Raw genomic sequence first — 20341 nt, 5'->3', positions numbered from 1 at the left:
CCGACGCGGGGTGGAGCAGCTCGGTAGCTCGCTGGGCTCATAACCCAGAGGTCGCAGGTTCAAATCCTGCCCCCGCTACAAGATGACGAAGGCCCGGACCTGATGGTCCGGGCCTTCGTCGTGCGTGGCCCGGGGACCGCCTCAGCGCACCGCGTCGGCCTTCTCGAGTCACGACGGCCTCGTCGTCGCGGTCCCGTCGCCGTGGTCCAGCATGGAGCCATGGAGCTCGACGACATGCAGGCCAGGGCCCGGGCGGTGCGCGCGCAGTACGCCGCGCTCGAGCAGGAGCGGTACGGGCGTGAGTGGACGCCCGAGGAGATCATGCTGGGCTTCCTCGGGGACGTCGGAGACCTCGCGAAGCTCGTCCAGGGCAAGGCCGGTGTTCGGCCGCGCGCCGGCCTCGACGACGCGCTGGCCCACGAGCTCGCCGACTGCCTGTGGTCCGTCCTCACGCTTGCCGACTGCTACGGCGTCGACCTCGCGGCCGCCTTCGACCGCACCATGGACGACCTCACCGCGCACCTCGAGGGGCTGGGCCACGCCTGGCCGACGGACTAACCTGGCCGCGGTGGCTCGCCACCGACTGCGCTCCCACGTGACGGATCACGTGAATCATCGCGGAGAGGCCTGGGCGTCCCAGGACATGTCCGGATGGGGTGCGGCGCCCCGTGCGCCGACTTCATGCCGCCGGTGCCGTGCGCCGGCCGAGGGAGAGGACATGTCGATGTCGTCGAAGGACGAGAAGAACCTCGCGCAGGTGCTCGACAAGATCGCCGAGCTGGCCGATCCGGACCGCTCGACGATGCAGCAGGTGCACGACGTCATCATGGCGGCCGCACCCGGGCTCAAGCCCCGCATCTGGTACGGCATGCCCGCGTACGCGCGGTCGGCGAGCACGCCCGCGCTCCTCACGCTGCGCAAGGACGAGCGGCTCAACCTCGCGATCACGGAGAAGGCGGCGTTCCGCGCGGCGGGCGGCGCGGACGGCGGGCTGATGCCGGCCGCGTGGTACTTCGAGACGGTGGACGCCGCGACGGAGAAGCGCATCACGGAGATCGTCCGGTCGGTCGTCGACTGAGACGTCCGCGGGGCTTGCGTCGAAGGATGCAAGTCCCGCGGTCCCGTCGTCGGGCGCTCGATGGCACCACCGCCCGGTTCCTAGGTTCGAGTCGACACCAGACCTCGACCTCCGGGAGCCGACATGACCGCGACCACCGAGCGGACGGCCACGGCCGTCCGCCTCGTCGACATCCACAGGACCTACCCCGGCCGCGAGCCCGTCCACGCGCTGCGCGGCGTGAGCCTCGACCTGCCGGCCGGGTCCGTGACGGCGGTCGTCGGCCAGTCCGGCTCGGGCAAGTCGACGCTGCTGAACTGTGCGGCCGGGCTGGACACCCCGAGCCGTGGGTCGGTCGTCGTCGGTGGGCGTGACCTGACGTCGCTGCGCCCGGACGACCTCACGCGGTTCCGCCGCGAGCACGTCGGGTTCGTCTTCCAGTCGTACAACCTCATCGGCCACCTCACGGCGCGCGAGAACGTCCGCCTGCCGCTCGCGCTCGCGGGCCGCCCGGTCGACGCGACGTGGGAGGCGACGCTGCTGGGGTTCCTCGGGGTGAGGGACCTCATGGACCGGCTGCCGGGGGAGCTGTCGGGCGGGCAGGCGCAGCGCGTCGCGATCGCCCGCGCGCTGGTCACCCGGCCCGCGGTGGTGTTCGCCGACGAGCCGACGGGCGCGCTGGACTCCCGCACGGGCGCCGCGGTGCTCGACGTGCTGCACCGCACGGCCCACGAGCTCGGGCAGACCGTCGTCGTCGTGACGCACGACGCCGGCGTCGCGGCCGCCGCGGAGCGCGTGGTGGTGATCGCCGACGGGCTCGTCGTCGACCGCCTCGAGCGCCCGACGGCCGAGCAGGTCACCGCTCGTCTCCTGACGACGGGGCGGTGAGCGCGATGTGGCAGCTCGCGTCCTCGGGCGTCCGCGCCCACCGCGGTGCCTACGCCGGTACCGCGGTCGTGCTGGCCGTCGCGTCGGCGGTCCTCGCCGTCACCGGTGTGCTCCTGGAGTCCGGCACGCGGCTGCAGTCGGCCGGTGACGCCGCCGGGTCGCTGCTCGTCGCCCTCGCGTCGTCGTACGCCGGCACGCTGCTCGTGGTCGTCGTCATGGTCGTCGCCGCAACCGTCAGCCTCGCGCTGCGCGGCCGCCGGCGGGAGCTCGCGCTGCTGCGGGCGGTCGGCGCCACACCTGCGCAGGTGCGCACCGCCGTGACGCTGGAGGTCGGGGTCGTCTCGCTCGTGGCCTCGCCCGCCGGGGCGCTGGCCGGCCTGCTCGGCGCGCGGCTGCTCGACCCCGTGCTCGTGCGCTCCGGGCTCGTCGAGCCGGGGTTCGACGCCACGTTGTCGCCGCTGCCCGTGCTCGGGGCCGTGGCGCTCGTCGTGCTGACCGCGGTGCCGGTCGGCCGGCTCGGGGCGAGGGAGGCCGCTCGCACCGCCCCGACGGCCGCGCTGCAGCTCAGCGCCGTCGAGGCCCGCCAGGTCGGTGCGGGTCGGCGCGTCTCGGCCCTCACCCTGACGGTCCTCGGCCTCGGTGCCGCGTTCTCCACGCTGTGGATGCCGGGGGCGACGGGCAGCGCGGCCGCAGCCGTGTCGGCGTTCGTCCTGGTGGGCGCGGCGGCGCTCGCCGGGCCGGTGCTGGTCGGCTGGGTCTTCGACCGCCTCGCGCGGACCGGTGCGTCCCGCGGCACCCCGGCGACGATGCTCGCCGTCCGCAACCTGCGCGGGTTCTCCCGCCGGCTGACGACCGTCGTCGTGCCGCTCGCGCTCGTCGTCGCTGCCGCGACCGCGCAGACCAGCGTCAACCGTGCCATCGCCACGGGCGCCGGGCAGCAGCTCGCCGCGGCGATCACCACGGACCTCGTCGTGACGCCCGCGTCGGACGCCGCGCCCGACCTCGCCGCCCAGGTCGCGGCGGCGCCGGGCGTCGCGTCGGCCGTGCCGCTGGCCACCGTGCCGGCCGACGTGCGGACCGACGGCGAGGCCTCGGGCGCCCTCGCCTGGGAGGCGACGGCCTTGCGTGTCGTCCCCGCAGGCACGACGGCGCTCGATCCCGACGTCGTGCGCGGCTCGCTCGCCGACCTCGAGGCGGTCGACACGGTCGCCGTCAGCACCGACACGGCGTTCCAGTCCGGTGCAGGCCCGGGGGAGAGCCTCACGCTGCGCCTCGGCGGCGACCTCGTCGACGCGACCGTCGTCGCGGTGTTCTCCCGTGGGCTCGGCGTCGGCGGGCTCATCACCGGCCCCGCCACGGCGGCGGCGCACGGGCTGCCCGTCGTCCCGGACACCCTGCTCGTCGACGTGGCGCCGGGCGCGGACACGCCGCAGGTCACCGCGGCGGTCGGTGCGCTGGGCGGCACGGCCGTCGACGCCGCGACGTACGCCGCGGCGGCGGTCGGGGCCGGCGGGGAGAACGAGATCGGCGTCGTGCTGCTCCTGCTGCTGCTGGGTGTCGTGGCCGTCGGTGCCGCGAGCACGCTGGCCATGACGACGGCCTCCCGCCGCGACGAGATGCGCCTGCTGCACCGCACCGGCACGACACGTCGCCAGCTCCTGGCGATGACGACCGTCGAGGCCGCGGTCACCGGGGTGACGGCCTGGGTGATCGGCACCCTGGCCGTGGTGCCCGCGGTCGTCGGGGTCAGCGCCGGTGTCGTCGACGGGCCGCCCGTGGTCGACGTGCCGTCGTACGCGGTCGTCAGCGCCGCCGCAGTCCTGTTCGCTCTCGTCGCGACGGCGCTCGCGGCGCGACGGACGACGCAGCTCGCGACCGCCGTCGCCTGACGGAGCCGGAGGGCCGCTGCGCAGGCGGCCCTCCGGCGGAGCTGCTGCCTCTCTGGGCCCTTCCTGGGTCCTTCCTGTCCGTCCGGCGACCTCACGGCCTAACGTGGCCGCGATCGCAGGGCGAGGGGGACCGGTGGCACGAGTGACGGTGCAGGACGTGCAGGCGTGGCTGAACGCCACCTACACGGGCGTCGACGGGTGGAACCCCGTCGCCGAGGACGGGTCCGCGGGGCCGGCGACGACGGCGGCGCTCATCCGTGCGCTGCAGGTGGAGCTCGGGATCACGGCGCTGTCGGACGCGTTCGGGCCGACGACGACCGCGCGGCTCGCCGCGCACGGCCCGGTCGGCGCCTCGTCGGCACCGCGGATGGTGACGCTCGTGCAGGGCGGGCTCGTGTGCAAGGGGTACGACCCCGGGGCCCTCGACGGCGTGTGGGGCGACGCGACGGCGACGACCGTCGCCACGGTGGGCGCCGACCTCGGTGTCGCCGACCGCGTGGCCGGCGGGGTACCGCCGAAGGTCGTCAAGAGCCTGCTCACGCTGGACAGGTACGTGTTCCGGCGCGTTGCCCGTCACCGGGGACGGGGACTACCCGACGTGGGCGCAGGCGCTCGTCACGACGGGTGACGTCGACCGCCCCGGCAACGCCGCGGACTGCGTCACCGAGATCACCCCGGGACGCGCGGCCACCCTGCTGGCCGCCGGGTACCGCACGGTCGCGCGCTACCTCACCAACGCCGACGTGCCCAACGCGCTGGACAAGCGCCTGCAGCCCGGCGAGGCCGCCACGATCGTCGGCTCCGGTCTGACGCTGGTCCCGCTCTACCAGGAGAACGGTGCGAGCCTGACGAGCTTCACGGAGGAGATCGGGCGTGCCCAGGGCGCTCGCGCGCACGCCGCGGCGATGGCGCAGGGCCTGCCGGCCGGCACGACGATCTACTTCGCGGTCGACTACGACGCGGTGCCCGCCGAGGTGCGCACCGCGGTCCTGCCGTCCTTCCGCGGCGTCGCGGCCGCACTGCGGGATGCCGGGCGTGCCTACGCGATCGGCGTGTACGGCTCGCGGGACGTGTGCACGGCCGTGACGCGGGACGTGCTCGCGCGGCACGCGTTCGTCGCCGGGATGTCGACCGGGTGGACCGGCAACCAGGGGTTCCCGATGCCGGGGAACTGGGCGCTGACGCAGGTGCAGACGATCACGGTCGGCGCGGGCGACGGCGCCGTGGAGATCGACAAGGACGTGGCCTCGGGGCGGGACCCGGGCGTCGCGCACCTGTCGGGCGCGGGCGCCGTCACGGACCGGACGCTCGCGCACCTCGGGGCGCTGCACGACGTGGCCGTCGCGCACGTCACCGCGCGGCGCGGCGCGGGGCTGGGACGCGTGCACGAAGCCGCCGCCCGTCTCGTGCTGCGCTACCTGCGCCTGCCCGCCGACTCGCCTTTCCTGCGGCAGCAGCTCGGGACGGCCGACGGTCCGTTCACCGCGGTCGCGGACGCGGCCCGCGTCACCGCGGGCTTCGCCGACCGGCTCGTGACCTTCCCCGACCCCGTGACGTTCGACGACGTGCCCGCTGCGCGCTGGGCGGCCGCCGCCGAGTCCGCGCTCGCCCGGCCGTGGGGCCTCGGACGCTCGCGCGTGCACGCCGGCGACGCCGTCGGGTGGGGCGGTGACCTCGTCGCGCTCGTCGCCACGTGGTGGGACGTCGCCGCGGAGAACCCCGACGCGGGACGGTGGGCCGGTGAGCAGCTCGGACGGATCGACGTACCGGGGCCGCTGGACAACGCGTCGGTGGTCGCGGCCACGGACGGGCTGCTGATCGGCTCGCGTGTGCGGCCCCGGACCGACCTGGTCGCGGCCGTGCGCGCGCACTGGACCGGTGGCCCTGCGGTCGCGGGTGCCGAGCGCCGGTACACGTCGCTGCTCGACCAGCGCTTCGCCGGCCGGCTCGCGACGGCCCAGGCGGCGGCACGCGACGCGCTGACGTCCCGCGCGTGGCGGGACGTGCGAGCGGCGCTCGCGCCCGCGGTCCCGTGGGACGAGCTGCAGCAGCCCGCGCGTCGGACGGTGCTCGACGAGATCGCCGACGCGTTCGTCCAGATGGTCGCACGACGCGCGGAGGGGGAGCGATGACGACGCACGCAGCCGGCGACGCGGTGGGCACGGGCCTGACGCGGCGGACCGTCCTGAGGATCGGGGCGGGCGTGGCCGCCGTCGCGGCGCTGCCGGTCGGTGCGGCGCGCGCGGCCGCGTCGGCACCGGGCACCATGCCCGCCGGGCCCGCCGGTGCGCTGCCGTCCGTGCCGCTGGAGGGGACGGGGCTCGACGTCGCGCTGCACGGCGGTGACCCGGCCACGGTGCTCACGCACGTGGCGCGGCGGTTCCACTACGAGGTGCGGACCGTCCGGGCCGCGGTGGGGCAGCGGACGGAGCCGGGCGCGTCGCCCCGCGCGCTCGCGCACGCCGACGGGACGGCCGTGCACCTCGACCCGGGGGCCTCGCCCGTCGGCGCGAGCGGCACCCTCGAGATGCACGAGGTGGCGGCGCTGCGCGCGGTGCTGGCGGACTGCGACGGGCTCGTCGCGTGGGGCGGCGATGATGCCGAGCCGTGCGAGGGGCACCTGCGGCTCGCCGTGGCCGCCGACGACCCGGCCGTCGCGCGGCTCGCGGACCGGCTGGCGGGCCGGCACGGCGCGGCCGCGGACCTGGCTGCCCGGGGCCCCGAGGCCCTCGCCCGCGCGGAACAGGTCCGCGTCGAGGGAGCCGTCGGCTCCTGACGCGCGGTGGCGCGCGTCAGGAGCGCAGGATCTTCTCCATCGGCCGGCCCTTGGCCAGCTCGTCCACGAGCTTGTCGAGGTAGCGGATCTGCCGCATGAGCGGGTCCTCGACCTCCTGCACGCGCACGCCGCAGACCGTGCCGGTGATGAGCGAGGCGTTCGGGTTCAGCTCCGCGGCGGCGAAGAACTCCTCGAACGTCGTGCCCGCCTCGAGGTGGGCGCGCAGCGCGGCGGCGTCGAAGCCCGTGAGCCAGGCGACGACCTCGTCGACCTCCGCCTGCGTGCGGCCCTTGCGCTCGGCCTTGGCGACGTAGAGCGGGTACACGTCGCCGAACGCCGTGCGGTAGATGCGGTGGCTCATACCTCCACGGTAGTCGCGGGCTCGTCGGCGCCCTGAGGGTGGCGGCGGGGGATCGCGAACGTCACGGCGATGCCCGGCAGGAGATGCCCGCACGGCACGCGCGCCGTCCCGCCCGCCCAGCAGCCGTGGGGCTGTGGGAGGGGCGAGCGCTCCGGCGTGTCACACCTCGCGGCGCAGGTGCTCCGGCGGCACCGCGTCGGTGAGCCACACCCCGTTGGCCGCGCGGTAGAAGGCAGCGCCGCCCGCGTGCATCGCCGCGGCGTCGACGAGCAGCACGACGGGCCGGCCGTGCCGGGAGCCGACGTCGGTCGCGGTCGCGCGGTCGGCGGACAGGTGCACGTGCTGCCGCGACATCGGTCGCAGCCCGTCGACGAGGATGCGGTCGAGGAACCTGGTCGCGGTGCCGTGGAACAGGGTCGCGGGCGGCACGACGGGCGCCAGGCCGAGGTCGACGCGCACGCTGTGACCCTGGGCCGCGCGCACCCGCCCGTCACGGAGCTCGAGCCGCTTCTTGCCGGGGACGTCCTCGGCGAGGTACCGCAGGTCCTCCGGGGTCGCGGTGTGGCCGTGCGCGGCGAGCGCCGCGAGCAGGACGTCGACGTCGACCCAGCCGGCGGCGTCGAGCGTGAGGCCCGCGGCGTCGGGCCGGTGCCGCAGGACGTACGAGAGGAACCGGCTGAGGTCGCTCACGACGACTCCCCGCGCAGCGCCGCGATCGCGTCGCTCACCAGGCCCTCGCGCTCGGGGCGCCACACGAGCGCGTACCGGACGGGCGGCAGGTCCGCGACCGGTACGGCGCGCAACCCGTCCGGTACCTGGACGCAGCCGTTGACGACGGTCGCGCCCAGGCCCAACGACGCGAGCTGCAGCAGCAGGTCCCAGCCGTCGACCTCCGCGGCGGGTGACCACGTGACCCGGGCGGCGTCGAGGGCGTGCTCGAGCGCGGTGCGGTGCGGTCGGCCCTCCGGGGGCACCACGAGCGCCAGCCCGTCGAGGTCGCGCAGGTGCACCTGCGCGCGTCCGGCGAGCGGGTGGTCGGTGGGGACGACGAGCACCTGCGGGTAGCGGGCGAGGGGAGCGGAGCGCAGGGAGCGCGGCGGTGGGTCGGCCGCGACGACGGCGACGTCGACCCGCCCGGACGTCAGGTCCGCGAGCGCGTCGTCACGCTGCGCCGTGACGACGCGGAACGGTCGCCCGGCGTCCGCGAGGCGGCGGAGCCCGTCGGCGACGACCCATCGCACGGCACCGCGTCCCGCCGCGACCGTCACGGTGGCGGCGCGGGCGTGCAGGTCGGCCAGCACGTCCTGCGCGCGGCGCTCGGCGTCGCGCGCGTGCAGGGCCAGCCGCTCACCGGCGGGCGTCAGGCGCAGGCCGCGCGCGTGCCGCTCGTAGAGGGGGACGCCGAGCGCGTCCTGCAGCTTGCGGACCTTGGTGTGCAGGGACGGCTGGGACAGGTGCAGGGCCTCGGCGGCGGCGGTGAAGCTGAGGTGGTCGGCGAAGACGCCGAAGGCGTGCACGGCGTCGGCCCGGAGCGGGTTCATGCGACAACCATAGGGCAGAACTATAGATGGAGCGTAACGTGATAGTTCCTATCAATCTCTGGTTCGCGCACGCTGGGGCCATGACACAGCTACCCGCACTCGGCATCGACATCGGACGCGTCATCATCGACGGTGGCCCCGGCGCCGACACCGCTTTCTTCGGCCGCGACGAGGCGGCCGTCCTCGCCACACCCGAGGTGCCCGGCGCGATCGACACCATCGCGCGCCTCACCGCGCTCGTCGACGGGCGCGTGTGGCTCGTCTCGAAGTGCGCCCTCCGCATCCAGGAGCGCACCCTGCGCTGGCTCGAGGCGCACGACGTCCACGGGCGCACAGGGATCCCCACGGACCACGTGCGGTTCTGCCGGCGTCGCGAGGAGAAGCGCGGCCACTGCCTCGACCTGGGTCTTACGCACTTCGTCGACGACCACCCGGAGGTGCACCGCGCCATCGCCGGCGCCGTGCGTCACCAGTACCGCTTCGGGTCCGCGGTCGCCGCCCCGCCGGCCGTCGCCACACCGACCTGGGCGGACGTCGAGCGGCTCGTGCGGACCACGCTGGAGCCCGCGCCCGTCAGGTGAGGCGCAGGGTGGTGACGCACGTCGGGCTGCCGGGCGTCGTGCTGAACGGGACGCTGCCGCGCCGCCCGTCGTGCTCGACCTCGATCTCGCCCTCGATGCCGCGCGGCAGCCAGAACCCGACGAACCCGTTGGTCCAGGTGGTCGTGCTCTCCTCGACGAGCACGGCGCCGTCGGCGTCGACGATCCTTACCTCGACGGGCGCGTCGACGAGCTCGCCCTGGCAGCCGGCGAGGCTGTGGAAGAAGCACTCGTGCGTGGTCTGCACGTACGGCGCGACCGACATGTAGAACTCGTCGCCCAGCGGGACCGTCACCTCGGACGTACCGTCGCCGACGAGGACCTCGTCCTCACGGACGGACGCGACGAGGTCCAGCGGGCGGGTGTCCGTCGAGGCGTCCAGCCGGTCGACGATCTCGCGGCCCGTCAGTCCGGCCAGGCCGAGGTCGGCGAGGACGTCGCCGGGATCCCCGTCGGTCGCGGAGCTCGGCTCGGCACCGGTTGTCGCGGCCGGGGACGTGGGCGCGGCGTCCGGCGTCGACGCGCCGCAGCCGACGAGCGCGAGCGACACGACGAGGGCGACGAGGACGGGCAGACGGCGCATGCCCGTCATCATCGTCCGCTCCTGCCGGTGCCGCCACGCCACCCACGGAGCGGGCACGCTCACGGCAGGCGCGGCCTGCGCAGCGCCTCGCCCGCCCGGGCCGGGTCGAGCTCGACGGGGCTGACGAGCACCGCCGGGCCGCGGTGCAGCACGCCGTCCGTCAGCGGCCGGCAGCGCACCCCGCCGCGCCCGCCGCGCAGTGCCGGGTGCGCGCCCGGTGCCAGCACCCGGTCCATCCACGCGCACGGGTTCGCGAACCGCCCGACGCGCAGCCGTACCGCGTCGCCCCCGGACTCCAGCACGACCTCCTCGCCGACCAGCGGGGTCAGGTGCGCGCCGCGCAGCACGACGTTGCGCCGCGCCGCCAACGGGTCGAACGGCGCGACGCCGAGCTCGGCGGCCACGGCCTCCAGCGCCTCGACGGCCATCAGCGTCACCGACGCGTCGAGGTGCACGGCCCTGCCGAAGAACCGGTCGCCGACGATCCCCTTGTCGGCCACGACCCGGGCGTGCTCCGCGTCGTGCGTCTCGACGTCCGCCGCGCCGTCCCGCGGGCGGCCGAAGTACGCGTGCTCGGGCGAGACCAACAGGTGCACGATCTCGACGTCGTAGCGGTGGGTCACGTGTCGAGTGTCGTGGAGGACCGGACCACGGCGCGAGACGATCGGGCCCGGGGCTTCCTGGCCGGGCACGCTCCTGCTTGCATGTGCGGGCGTGCTCGCCGGCCGGCGGGTGCACGGGACCGGGAGAGGACGACCGACGGTGAGCACCGAGCCCGTGCCGGGCACCGACGAGCCCGCGGTGCCCGTCCGCGACCTCGTCCCCTTCCGTACCGCCGTGCGGGTCTGGTGGCTGGTCTCGCTGCAGACGTTCGGCGGCCCCGCCGGCCAGATCGCCGTCATGCAGCGCACGCTCGTCGACGAGCACCGGTGGATCGGGCAGCGGCGGTTCCTGCACGCGCTGAACTACTGCATGCTCCTGCCCGGCCCGGAGGCCCAGCAGCTCGCCGTGTACACGGGGTGGCTGCTCAACGGGTTCCGCGGTGGGCTCGTCGCCGGGTCGCTGTTCGTGTTGCCGGGCGTCGTCGCGCTGCTGGCGCTCTCCGCCGTGTACGTGGCGTTCGGAGACACCACGGCGGTGACCGCGCTGTTCGCCGGGCTGGCGCCCGCCGTCCTCGCGATCGTCGTGCAGGCCGTCGTGCGTGTCGGCCGGCGGGCCCTGGCCGGGCCCGCGCTCGTGGCGCTCGCGGTCGCGTCGTTCGTCGCGCTGTCGGCGTTCGGCGTGCCGTTCCCGCTCGTCGTCCTCGGTGCGGGGGTGGTCGGCTGGCTGCTGCACCTCGGTGCGCCGCACCTCCTCGCCGCGCGCGGCGGGCACGACGCGGCCGACGACGAGCCGCCGCCGCTCATCGCCGACGACGCGCTGCACACGGCGGCACCGTCCGGACGCCGCACGGTGCTCACGCTCGTCGTCGGCGTGGTCGTCTGGCTGCTCCCGGTCGTGGTGGTCGTGCTGCTCACCGGCGCCGGGAGCACGCTCTCCCAGCAGGGCGTGTTCTTCTCCGGCACGGCGCTCGTCACGTTCGGCGGGGCGTACGCGGTGCTCGCGTACGTCGCGCAGCGTGCCGTCGAGACGTACGGCTGGCTCGCACCCGGCGAGATGGTGCGCGGGCTCGCGCTCGCCGAGACGACGCCCGGGCCGCTCATCATGGTCGTGCAGTTCGTCGCGTTCGTCGGTGCCTACCGCGCGCCGGGCGGGCTCGATCCCTGGGCTGCCGCGCTCGTCGCGGCGCTCCTCACGACGTGGGTGACCTTCGTGCCCAGCTTCCTGTTCATCTTCCTCGGCGCGCCGTACGTCGAGCGGCTGCGCGGCAACGCGCCGCTCAGCGCGGCGCTCACCGGCATCACCGCGGCCGTCGTGGGCGTCATCGCCAACCTGGCGGTCTACTTCGCGCTGCACACGCTGTTCGCGTCGAGCTCGCGCGTGTCGCTCGGTGTGCTGTCGCTCGAGGTGCCCGACCTCGCGTCCGTGCAGCCCGTGGCCGTCGTCATCGCGCTGGTCGCCGCCGTGCTGGTGTTCCGCCTGCGGTGGTCGGTGCTGCGCACGCTCGGTGTGTGCGCGGTGCTCGGCGCGCTCGCCGGGGTGCTCGGGCTGGTCGGCTGAGGGCGGACGAGCCCCGGCGGCCCTACTCTGTGCCGTGGCGTGCGCACCGGCGCTCGCGGTCGGCACGGACGAAGGTGGCACATGGCAGGCGGTCTGGCGGCGCTCCTGGACGACATCGCGACGCTCGCGAAGCTCGCGGCGGCGTCGGTCGACGACGTGGGCGCGGCGGCCGGCCGGGCGAGCGCGAAGGCCGCGGGGGTCGTGATCGACGACACCGCGGTGACGCCGCGCTACGTCGCCGGCGCCGCGGCCAGCCGCGAGCTGCCGATGATCTGGCGCATCGCGCGCGGCTCGCTGCGCAACAAGCTGCTGTTCATCCTCCCGGCCATCCTCCTGCTCAGCCAGTTCCTGCCGTGGCTGCTGACGCCGATCCTCATGGTCGGTGGCACGTACCTGGCGTTCGAGGGCGCGGAGAAGCTCTGGGAGGCGGTCAGCGGCAAGCACCACGAGAAGCCCGAGGTCACGGCGCCCGAGCAGGGCCCCGAGGCCGAGACCCGGATGGTGAGCGGCGCGATCCGGACGGACTTCATCCTCTCCGCCGAGATCATGGTCATCGCGCTCAACGAGGTGGCGGACGAGGTCCTGCTGTCGCGCGCGATCATCCTGGTGGTCGTCGCGCTGGCGATCACCGCCGTGGTCTACGGCGTCGTCGCGCTCATCGTGAAGATGGACGACGTCGGCGTGCGGCTGGCCGCCACCCGGCACGGGCTCGTCGCCGGCTTGGGCCGCGGCCTGGTCAACGCGATGCCCAAGGTGCTGGCCGTGCTGTCGACCGTCGGCATCGCGGCCATGCTCTGGGTCGGCGGGCACATCCTGCTCGTCGGGGTCGACGAGCTCGGCTGGCACGGCCTGTACGACCTCGTGCACCACCTCGAGGAGGCCGTGCACGGCGTCGCCGGCGTCGGCGGGTTCCTCGCGTGGCTCGTCAACACGCTCGCCTCGGCGCTCATCGGCCTGGTCGTGGGTGCGGTCGTCGTGGTCGTCATGCACCAGGTGCACAAGATGCGTCACCGCGGTGAGCACGACGCGCACGGTGCGGCGGGCGGGGCCGGCGACGCACCCGACGGCGGCACCACCCACGGCGGCACGGCGGCGGACTGAGCGCTGCGCACCGTTGCGACACCCGTCGGCGGTGTCCGCGCCGGACGGTGGCACACTGGACCCGACCGCCGAGGTGGGGAGACGGACGTGGCCAGGCAGCGCAAGGAACGGCTCGACGCGACCGCGTGGCTCGCGCGCTACTTCCTCGGGCCCGCGCAGGTCACCGACCCCCGCCGCCGCGGGCGCGCCGCGACCGAGGCCGAGGCCGAGCGCGACCGTGAGCTCCAGGGCGGGTTCGAGCGCGTGACCGACGCGTCGGGGCGCGTCTACCTCGTGCCCCGGGGCGACGAGCCGGCCTGACGTCCGGCGCGGCTACCGGCCCAGCGGCAGCGCGGCCTCCGTGAGCGGGTGCGGCGTGCCGAACCGGTGGGCCGTCACGCTCACGGCCTGCTCGCGCAGGAACGGCAGCAGCTCCACCCGGCCCGCCTCGGTGACGGGGTGGTCCCACACGGCGACGTCGGGGCGTCCACCGGTGGCCGCGACGACGGTCGCGGTCGAGCCGCCCACGAGGCGCACCCGACCCCCGTCGAGGGCACCGACCCGCGCGGCCCAGGCCGCGCCGTCCTCGACGTGCACGGGCCCGAGCGCCGCGACGGCGCGGGCACAGCGGTCCGGGAGCGCGGCGGGCACCGACACCACGACGCGTGCCCGCGCGCACGCCGCCGCCGCGACGACACGCAGCAGGTCGGCCACCGGCGCGTCGTCCGCCTGCCGGACCAGCACCGGGTCCGCCGCAGGGACGTGCCGCAGCACGTTGCGCTCGCACGCCAGCCCGCTGACGTCCCGCGCCGCGAACACGTCCCGCCACGCCGCCGCGTCGCTGCGCGCACCGCGCTCGACGCGGTCCGCGTCCGCGGGAGGCAGGTCCGCGCGGGCGGCCGCGACGAGCGCGGACGCGGCGGGTGCGGTGACGCTCGCGCCGGTCGTCGCGGGCGCCGACGTCCACGACCCGAGCCCGAGGAGGTAGCTCGGGCCGCCCGCCTTCGCACCCGGCCCGACCGCCGACCGCTTCCAGCCGCCGAAGGGCTGGCGCCGCACGACCGCGCCGGTGGTGCCGCGGTTGACGTAGAGGTTGCCGGCCTCGACGCGGTCGAGCCAGACCCCGACCTCGTCGGCGTCGAGGCTGTGCAGCCCCGACGTCAGGCCGTAGTCCACGTCGTTCACCAGGTCGATCGCCTCGTCGAGCGTCGCGGCCGTCATCACGCCCAGCACGGGCCCGAAGTACTCGGTGCGGTGCGTGCGCGACCCGCGCCGCACACCCGTCACGACGCCGGGCGTCCACAGGCGGCCCGCGTCGTCGAGGCGGCGCGGCGCCAGCGCCCAGCGCTGCCCCGGCTCGAGCTCGGTCAACCCGGTGAGCAGCTTGCCCGACGCGGGCTCGATGAGCGGCCCGACCTGCGCACGGGCGACCTGCGGCAGGCCCACGACCAGCGACGACACCGCGTCGAGCAGCTGCGAGCGGAACCGCCGCGACGTCGCGACCGACCCGACGAGCACCACGAGCGACGCGGCCGAGCACTTCTGCCCCGCGTGCCCGAACGCCGAGGCGACGACGTCCCGCACCGCGAGGTCGAGGTCGGCGCTCGGCGTCACGACGATCGCGTTCTTCCCGCTGGTCTCGGCGAGCAGCGGCAGGTCGGGCCGGAAGCGCCGGAACAGCTCGGCCGTCTCGTACGCGCCCGTCAGGACGACGCGGTCCACCGCCCGGTGCGCGACGAGGTCCCGCCCGAGCGTGCCCTCGTCGACCTGCACGAGGCGCAGCACGTCCCGGGGGACACCCGCCTCCCACAGCGCGTCGGCGAGCACCGCGCCGCAGCGCTCGGCCGGGCCGGCGGGCTTGAGGACGACGGCCGAGCCGGCCGCCAGCGCCGCGAGCGTCGAGCCCGCCGGGATCGCCACGGGAAAGTTCCACGGGGGAGTGACGAGCGTGAGCGCGTCGGGGACGAAGCGTGCGCCGTCGACGTGGTCCAGGCCGCGGGCGAGCTCGGCGTACCAGTGCGCGAAGTCGACGGCCTCGGACACCTCCGGGTCGCCCTGGTCGACGGTCTTGCCGGCCTCGGACGCCATGACCTCCAGCAGGTCGGCGCGGCGCGACTCGAGCACGTCGGCCGCGCGGTCGAGGACCGCGGCGCGCTCGGCGGCGGGGCGTGCGCCCCAGGCCGCTCCGGCGCGACGGGCGTCCTGCAGGACCTCGTCGAGCGTGGTGGCGTCCTCGATGCGAGCCGCGGCGATCCCGGCGGTGCCGAGGTCGGACGTCGGGACCCGGACCAGCACCTCGCGGACGGTCGCGCGGTGCTCGGGGACCGCCGGGTCGGAGTCGGGGGTGTTCGTGAAGGCGCCGGGCGCCGACGGCGGCACCGCGGCGTGCCGGTCCGCGACGCGGTGGCGCGTGGGTGCGGGCGCGTCGACGTCCGCGAGCGAGGCGAGGAAGCGCTCGCGCTCGCGGACGAACAGTGCCTCGTCGTCGGCGAGGTCGAACACCGCGGACATGAAGTTGTCGTCCGACGCGCCCTCCTCCAGCCGCCGCACGAGGTAGGCGATCGCGACGTCGAACTCCTGCGGCGCGACCACCGGTGTGTACAGCAGCAGGCTGCCCACGTCGCGACGCACGGCCTCCGCCTGCCCGGGCGCCATGCCCAGCAGCATCTCGATCTCGACGGCGTCCCGGACGCCGCGCTCACCTGCGAGCAGCCACGCGTGCGCGACGTCGAACAGGTTGTGCCCGGCCACCCCGAGCCGCACGTTCGCGACGCGCTCGGGGTGCAGCGCCCAGTCGAGGACCCGCTTGTAGTGCGCGTCCGTCTCGCGCTTGGAGCCCCACGTGGCCAGGGGCCGGCCGTGGAGCTCGGCCTCGACGCGCTCCATCGGCAGGTTCGCGCCCTTGACGAGCCGCACCTTGATCCCGGCGCCGCCGGCCGCGCGTCGTCGCGCCGCCCACTCCTGCAGGCGCTGCATCGCGGGCAGCGCGTCCGGCAGGTACGCCTGCAGCACGATCCCGGCCTCGAGGCCCGTCAGGCCCGGGCGGTCGAGCAGGCGCGTGAACACCTCGACCGTGAGGTCGAGGTCGCGGTACTCCTCCATGTCGAGGTTGACGAACTTCGGGGTGGGGGACGTGGCGGCCTGCTCGTACAGCGGCACGAGCCGCGCGACGACGTCCTCGACCGACTCCTCGAACGCCCACGGTGCGTGCGGTGCCACGACCGACGACACCTTGACCGACACGTAGTCGACGTCGTCCCGTGCCAGGAGCCGGCGGGTGCCGGCGAGCCGACGCTCGGCCTCCCGCGCGCCCAGCACGGCCTCGCCGAGCAGGTTCACGTTGAGGCGCGTGCCGTCGCGGCGCCGGCGTGCGATCGCCGCGCCCAGGTGGCGGTCGGTGGCGTCGACGACGAGGTGCCCGACCATCTGCCGCAGCACGCGCCGGGCGACCGGGACGACCACGCCGGGCAGCGCCGGGGCGATCGCGCCGCCGACCCGCACCGCCGCGCGGAGCACCGGCGGCAGGAACGTGGGTGGGTGGGCCGACAGCTCGCGCAGGCGGTGCGCCGCGACGCCCACGTCCTCGGGTCGCACGACCCCGTCGACGAACCCGACCGCGAACGCCAGCCCACCCGGTTCGCGCAGCAGCGCCGCCAGGTGCCGGGCCGCAGGGTCCACCGGCTGGTCGGCCGCGACCGCGAGCCAGCGCCGCACGAGCGCCACGACCGCGTCCGCGTGGGCGGTGTCGGTCATGGTCCCCCTCGTCGAGGTCGGTGGTGCGGCTGGTGCGCGTCGCACGCCAGTATCGGCACGGCCCGCACCCACCGCACCACGACGTCCCGGGCGTCAGGCGCCGGCGCAGTCGCGGCAGGTGCCGAGGAACTCGATGGAGTGCTGGACGTCGCTGAAGTCGTGGCTCGCGGCCAGGGCCTCGACGAGCTGCTCGAGCTCCGGGGCGGCGACGTCCACGGTGCGTCCGCACGTGCGGCACACGAGGTGGTGGTGGTGCTCGGAGCGGGGCTCGCAGCGCAGGTACGTGTGCTCGCCCGTGGGCTGCAGGATCACCTCGAGCTGGCCCTGCTCGACCATCGCGTTGAGCGTGCGGTAGACCGTGGCCAGCCCGATCTCCTGGCCCCGCTCCTGCAGCATCTGGTGGATCTGCTGCGCACTGCGGAACTCGTCGACGTCCTCGAGCAGCTCCGTGATGGCCACCCGCTGCCGGGTCACCCGTTGTCCGATCACCCCTGCACCTCCTCCTGGTTCTCAACCGGAACACCGTAGTTGAGAATTCCGGCCGGCTGTGCCGCCGGCGCCCCGTCAGCCGACGGGAGCGCGGGCCGGACGCGCCGCGGCACCGCCCAGCAGCACGGGCGCAGCTGCTGGGACACGCAGCAGCGCGAGCCCCAGCGCCCACGGCAGGACGAGCGCGAGCGCGGCGTCGAGGGCGCGTCCCTGCGGCGGCGTGCCCAGCAGCCACAGCACGACGGCGTGCGTCAGCACCACGAGCAGCGCGGTGGCGGCGAGCGCGACGACGGTGCGTCCGGCGGCCTCCGGGACGTGGCGCGCCGCGGCCTCGGCCAGCAGCACCAGGCCGGTGCTGACGAGGACGGCGACCACGACGCTGACCACGGGGGTGCCGAGGTCCGCCCGCTTGAGGTCGACGAGGCCGGCCAGGCCCGTCGCGACGGCGACGGCCCCGACCGCGACGAGCCCCAGGCCCACGGGGACCGTCGCGCGCTCGGGCAGGCGCGGGCGCCACCGCGCCAGCTCGTGCCCCGCGGCGACGAACACCAGGCACGGCAGCGCGAGCCCGATCGACAGCGGGACCCGGGTGAGCACGTCGCCCGCAACGTACCCGAGCGTGAGCCCGATTAGGGCGCCCACCCACCGCACCCACCACGGCCCCCGGTCGAGGACCCGGTACAGCACGACGGCGACGAACAGGGCGGTGACGAACCAGAACGCCGAGAACGGTCGCGTCGCGTAGGCGCCGCCGAGCAGCGCGCTGCGCGCCGCGCCGAGCGGCAGCCCCTCGCCACGCGCCAGCGCGATCACGACGACGACCGCCAGGATGATGACGAGCCACGCCACGTACGGCACGAGCAGCGTGCGCGCCCGCCGCCGCACCTCGTCCCCCAGCGGCCGCCCGGAGCGCCACAGGTAGCCCGAGAGCAGGAAGAACACCGGCACGTGCCACAGGTGGACGACCGTGCGGAACGGACCCTCGCTCCACACGTGACCCAGGACGATCGCGACGACCGCGACCACCCGGACGAGGTCGATGCCGACCGACCGTGTGGCGGTGCCCGGAATCGTCGCACTCGTGCTCATGCGGTGACTATCGCAGAGCCGGGCGACGTGGTGCACGCAGGGTCACGCGGCCGAGGGTCGGGGCGCTACCGGGAAGTCGCGGGGCCCGTCCGGTGCTTGGGTGGGAGTCCGATCGGAGCCGCACGGGCGGGGAGCCGCACGCCGTCGCGCAGCGCGCTGCTCGTCGGTGCTCCGGTCGGCCCGGCGACGTGTGCACACGACGACACGGTCACGCGGCGGCGCGCACCGCGGTGTCGTGGGATACCGACACGGTGCGTCCGACGTGCGCGTCCGTCTCGACGGCATCGGCGAGGACCTGGCCGACCTGGGTGCGTGACACCGTCAGCCCGCGCTGCTCGCCGGTGGTCGACGTGAACGCGGCCCCCGGCAGGTCGGTGTCGACGAGGTTGACGGGCTGGACCTCGACCCAGTCGAGCCCGCTGGTGTGCACGAGGGTCGCCTGCCGCTCGGTGTCGGCGATCTGCGGGGCCAGCAGCAGGGCGAAGACGAGCCGCGTCGTGAACGGCAGCAGCGAGCGGGTGGAGCCGACGCCGTAGGACGTCTGGACGACGAGCCGGCGCACGCCGTGCCGTCGCATCGCGTCGACGACGACGCGGGTGCCGCGCGAGCGGACGTCGGCGGGTGTGCCGACGGGCCCGCGCAGCCGGACGCGCACGGGGGTCTCGCTGATGCCGAGTGTGACGACCACCGCGTCCTGCCCGGCGACGAGCGCGTCGACGACGGCGGGGTCGGTGGCGTCGCCGCCGACGCCCCGCACGCCGGGCCCGGTGAGGGCGGACGCGTGGCGCGAGAGCGCGGTGACGGTGTGGCCGCGGGCGGTGAGCTCGGCGACCGCGGCGCGGCCGGACCCGCCGGTGGCACCGACGACGAGGACGTGCATGGGAGGACCTTCTGGTGCGGCGAGGCCGGTAGGCCTCGGGTGCTGCCAGCGAACCAGCGTCCACATGGACGGTCTATGCTCGGGAGTCGCTGCAGTATGACCGATCGTCCACGGCTGGAGGTGTCGATGACCGTCGTCGCGCCCGTCGCGCCGCCTGCCGGCCCCACGGACCTGGTCGGGGAGTCCCTGCACCGGCTGCGCGTCGCCGGCGTCTTCTACTGCCGGACCGAGGCCGCGGGGGTGTGGTCGGTCGACATGCCGGCGTTCGGTGACTGCCTCACCTTCCACGTCGTCACCGCCGGCGAGGTCCATGTCGCCGTGCCCGGCGCCGATCCCGTGCTGCTGCGTGCCGGTGACCTCGCGCTCGTGCCGCACGGCCGCGGCCACGTCCTGGCCAGCGACCTCGCCGCACCGTCCCTCGGCCGCGTCGACCTGCTGCCACAGGACTACCTCACCGAGACGTACTCGGTGCTGCGGCACGACGGCGACGGGCCGCGCGCGTCGCTGCTGTGCGGGGTGCTGAGCGTCGACGGGCCCGCAGCGCGCCCGCTGCTCGACCTGCTGCCCGCGGTCGTCGACGTGCCGGGGGAGTCGGCGCCGTGGGTGAGCCGCACGCTCGAGCTCATGACGGCCGAGCTCGCCCACCTGCGCCCCGGCGGCGAGGCCGTGCTGACGCGGCTCGCGGACGTCGTCGTCATCCAGGCCGTCCGCGCGTGGCTCGACGCGCAGGACCCGGCCACCGGGTGGCTCGGCGGCCTGCGCGACCCGTACGTCGGCGCCGCGCTCGCCGCGGTCCACCGCGACCCGGCGCACCCCTGGACGCTCGCGGCCCTCGCGCGGGTCTCGGCGATGTCCCGCTCGGCGTTCGCCGCCCGGTTCACGCAGGTCGTCGGCGTGCCCGTGATGCAGTACGTGACGTCGTGGCGCATGCGCGTCGCGACCGACCGCCTCGCGCGGGGCGACGCTCTCGCGCACGTCGCCACTGCGGTCGGTTACGAGTCGACGGCCGGGTTCAGCAGGACGTTCTCGCGTGTCACGGGCCGCTCGCCGGGCAGCGTGCGGCGCATCGCAGGGAGCCTGGGTCCGGGGGTGCCGGGCACGTGAGACGACCCGCGTGCCCGGCGTGCGGAGGTGCCGGGCCTGCGTCGACCCGACGGGTGCGTCACACGCGTGCCTCGAGCTGCGGCTCCTCGATC

21 protein-coding genes and 1 tRNA gene are annotated in these 20341 nt (G+C 75.5%); 13 read left to right on the top strand and 9 right to left on the bottom strand.

The features are described 5' to 3' along the window. The first annotated feature begins 4 nt into the window (after positions 1-4). The 8 genes from CFLA_RS12425 to CFLA_RS12390 all read left to right on the top strand — a co-directional run bounded on the left by CFLA_RS12425 (position 5) and on the right by CFLA_RS12390 (position 6610). A tRNA-Met gene (locus tag CFLA_RS12425) sits at positions 5-78 on the top strand. A gap of 141 nt (positions 79-219) precedes the next feature. After that, on the top strand, positions 220-558 hold the full coding sequence (locus tag CFLA_RS12420) for a MazG nucleotide pyrophosphohydrolase domain-containing protein (RefSeq protein ID WP_043599034.1): 339 nt from the start codon (positions 220-222) through the stop codon (positions 556-558). 160 nt (positions 559-718) lie between these two features. Next, on the top strand, positions 719-1078 hold the full coding sequence (locus tag CFLA_RS12415) for a DUF1801 domain-containing protein (protein ID WP_222836753.1): 360 nt from the start codon (positions 719-721) through the stop codon (positions 1076-1078). A gap of 123 nt (positions 1079-1201) precedes the next feature. Further along, a complete protein-coding gene (locus CFLA_RS12410) occupies positions 1202-1945 on the top strand; it encodes an ABC transporter ATP-binding protein (RefSeq protein ID WP_013117678.1) in 744 nt (247 codons plus the stop codon). Between the two features lie 5 nt (positions 1946-1950). Then, the gene (locus tag CFLA_RS12405) at positions 1951-3834 is read left to right on the top strand and encodes an ABC transporter permease (protein WP_013117677.1); all 1884 of its coding nucleotides are present in this window, start codon (positions 1951-1953) and stop codon (positions 3832-3834) included. Positions 3835-3967: 133 nt separating this feature from the next. Beyond that, positions 3968-4462, top strand: a complete 495-nt coding sequence (locus CFLA_RS20490) for a hypothetical protein (protein ID WP_013117676.1) — start codon at positions 3968-3970, stop codon at positions 4460-4462. Beyond that, positions 4401-5966 (top strand): glycoside hydrolase domain-containing protein, encoded by a 1566-nt coding sequence (locus CFLA_RS12395; RefSeq protein ID WP_013117675.1) that lies wholly within the window; start codon positions 4401-4403, stop codon positions 5964-5966. The genes CFLA_RS20490 and CFLA_RS12395 overlap by 62 nt, the downstream gene beginning before the upstream one ends. Further along, positions 5963-6610 (top strand): hypothetical protein, encoded by a 648-nt coding sequence (locus CFLA_RS12390; protein ID WP_013117674.1) that lies wholly within the window; start codon positions 5963-5965, stop codon positions 6608-6610. Before CFLA_RS12395 ends, CFLA_RS12390 begins: the two co-directional genes overlap by 4 nt. 16 nt (positions 6611-6626) lie before the next feature. Here CFLA_RS12390 and CFLA_RS12385 read toward each other — a convergent pair whose 3' ends face one another. The 3 genes from CFLA_RS12385 to CFLA_RS12375 all read right to left on the bottom strand — a co-directional run bounded on the left by CFLA_RS12385 (position 6627) and on the right by CFLA_RS12375 (position 8512). Then, complete coding sequence (locus tag CFLA_RS12385; RefSeq protein WP_013117673.1) at positions 6627-6971, bottom strand: DUF2200 domain-containing protein; 345 nt, start codon at positions 6969-6971, stop codon at positions 6627-6629. Between the two features lie 159 nt (positions 6972-7130). Further along, positions 7131-7661 carry an RNA 2'-phosphotransferase gene (locus CFLA_RS12380; RefSeq protein WP_013117672.1) on the bottom strand — a complete coding sequence of 177 codons (531 nt, stop codon included), beginning with the start codon at positions 7659-7661 and terminating at the stop codon, positions 7131-7133. Then, positions 7658-8512, bottom strand: a complete 855-nt coding sequence (locus CFLA_RS12375; RefSeq protein ID WP_013117671.1) for a LysR family transcriptional regulator — start codon at positions 8510-8512, stop codon at positions 7658-7660. The genes CFLA_RS12380 and CFLA_RS12375 overlap by 4 nt, the downstream gene beginning before the upstream one ends. Before the next feature lie 80 nt (positions 8513-8592). On the opposite strand from CFLA_RS12375, the gene CFLA_RS12370 reads away from it, so the two are divergent. Then, positions 8593-9093 (top strand): hypothetical protein, encoded by a 501-nt coding sequence (locus CFLA_RS12370; RefSeq protein ID WP_043599028.1) that lies wholly within the window; start codon positions 8593-8595, stop codon positions 9091-9093. Here CFLA_RS12370 and CFLA_RS12365 read toward each other — a convergent pair. Together CFLA_RS12365 and CFLA_RS12360 are read right to left on the bottom strand one after the other, a co-directional pair. After that, positions 9086-9694: a CueP family metal-binding protein gene (locus CFLA_RS12365; protein ID WP_043600706.1), complete on the bottom strand. Its 609-nt coding sequence runs from the start codon at positions 9692-9694 to the stop codon at positions 9086-9088. The two genes, CFLA_RS12370 and CFLA_RS12365, sit on opposite strands and share 8 nt — an antisense overlap. A 59-nt stretch (positions 9695-9753) precedes the next feature. Then, positions 9754-10317: an MOSC domain-containing protein gene (locus CFLA_RS12360; protein ID WP_013117668.1), complete on the bottom strand. Its 564-nt coding sequence runs from the start codon at positions 10315-10317 to the stop codon at positions 9754-9756. 139 nt (positions 10318-10456) lie between these two features. On the opposite strand from CFLA_RS12360, the gene chrA reads away from it, so the two are divergent. The 3 genes from chrA to CFLA_RS12345 all read left to right on the top strand — a co-directional run bounded on the left by chrA (position 10457) and on the right by CFLA_RS12345 (position 13255). After that, on the top strand, positions 10457-11854 hold the full coding sequence (gene chrA / locus CFLA_RS12355; protein WP_013117667.1) for a chromate efflux transporter: 1398 nt from the start codon (positions 10457-10459) through the stop codon (positions 11852-11854). Between the two features lie 81 nt (positions 11855-11935). After that, complete coding sequence (locus CFLA_RS12350; RefSeq protein WP_013117666.1) at positions 11936-12955, top strand: DUF808 domain-containing protein; 1020 nt, start codon at positions 11936-11938, stop codon at positions 12953-12955. A gap of 87 nt (positions 12956-13042) precedes the next feature. Then, on the top strand, positions 13043-13255 hold the full coding sequence (locus CFLA_RS12345; protein WP_013117665.1) for a hypothetical protein: 213 nt from the start codon (positions 13043-13045) through the stop codon (positions 13253-13255). A 12-nt stretch (positions 13256-13267) separates the two neighbouring features. On the opposite strand, the gene CFLA_RS12340 is transcribed toward CFLA_RS12345, so the two are convergent. The 4 genes from CFLA_RS12340 to CFLA_RS12325 form a co-directional block, all read right to left on the bottom strand. After that, complete coding sequence (locus CFLA_RS12340) at positions 13268-16687, bottom strand: bifunctional proline dehydrogenase/L-glutamate gamma-semialdehyde dehydrogenase (protein ID WP_013117664.1); 3420 nt, start codon at positions 16685-16687, stop codon at positions 13268-13270. A 93-nt stretch (positions 16688-16780) separates the two neighbouring features. Further along, a complete protein-coding gene (locus CFLA_RS12335; protein ID WP_013117663.1) occupies positions 16781-17176 on the bottom strand; it encodes a Fur family transcriptional regulator in 396 nt (131 codons plus the stop codon). Positions 17177-17251: 75 nt separating this feature from the next. Next, positions 17252-18265, bottom strand: a complete 1014-nt coding sequence (locus tag CFLA_RS12330) for an acyltransferase family protein (RefSeq protein ID WP_013117662.1) — start codon at positions 18263-18265, stop codon at positions 17252-17254. A gap of 208 nt (positions 18266-18473) precedes the next feature. Further along, on the bottom strand, positions 18474-19145 hold the full coding sequence (locus tag CFLA_RS12325) for an NAD(P)-dependent oxidoreductase (protein ID WP_013117661.1): 672 nt from the start codon (positions 19143-19145) through the stop codon (positions 18474-18476). Between the two features lie 126 nt (positions 19146-19271). On the opposite strand from CFLA_RS12325, the gene CFLA_RS12320 reads away from it, so the two are divergent. Continuing rightward, on the top strand, positions 19272-20249 hold the full coding sequence (locus CFLA_RS12320; RefSeq protein ID WP_013117660.1) for an AraC family transcriptional regulator: 978 nt from the start codon (positions 19272-19274) through the stop codon (positions 20247-20249). The last annotated feature ends 92 nt before the right edge of the window (positions 20250-20341 follow it).

The sequence above is a fragment of the Cellulomonas flavigena DSM 20109 genome, from assembly GCF_000092865.1.
GTDB classification, from domain to species: domain Bacteria; phylum Actinomycetota; class Actinomycetes; order Actinomycetales; family Cellulomonadaceae; genus Cellulomonas; species Cellulomonas flavigena.
Note: the sequence above shows the minus strand (reverse complement) of the source record. Positions and strands in the feature narration are given on the sequence as shown.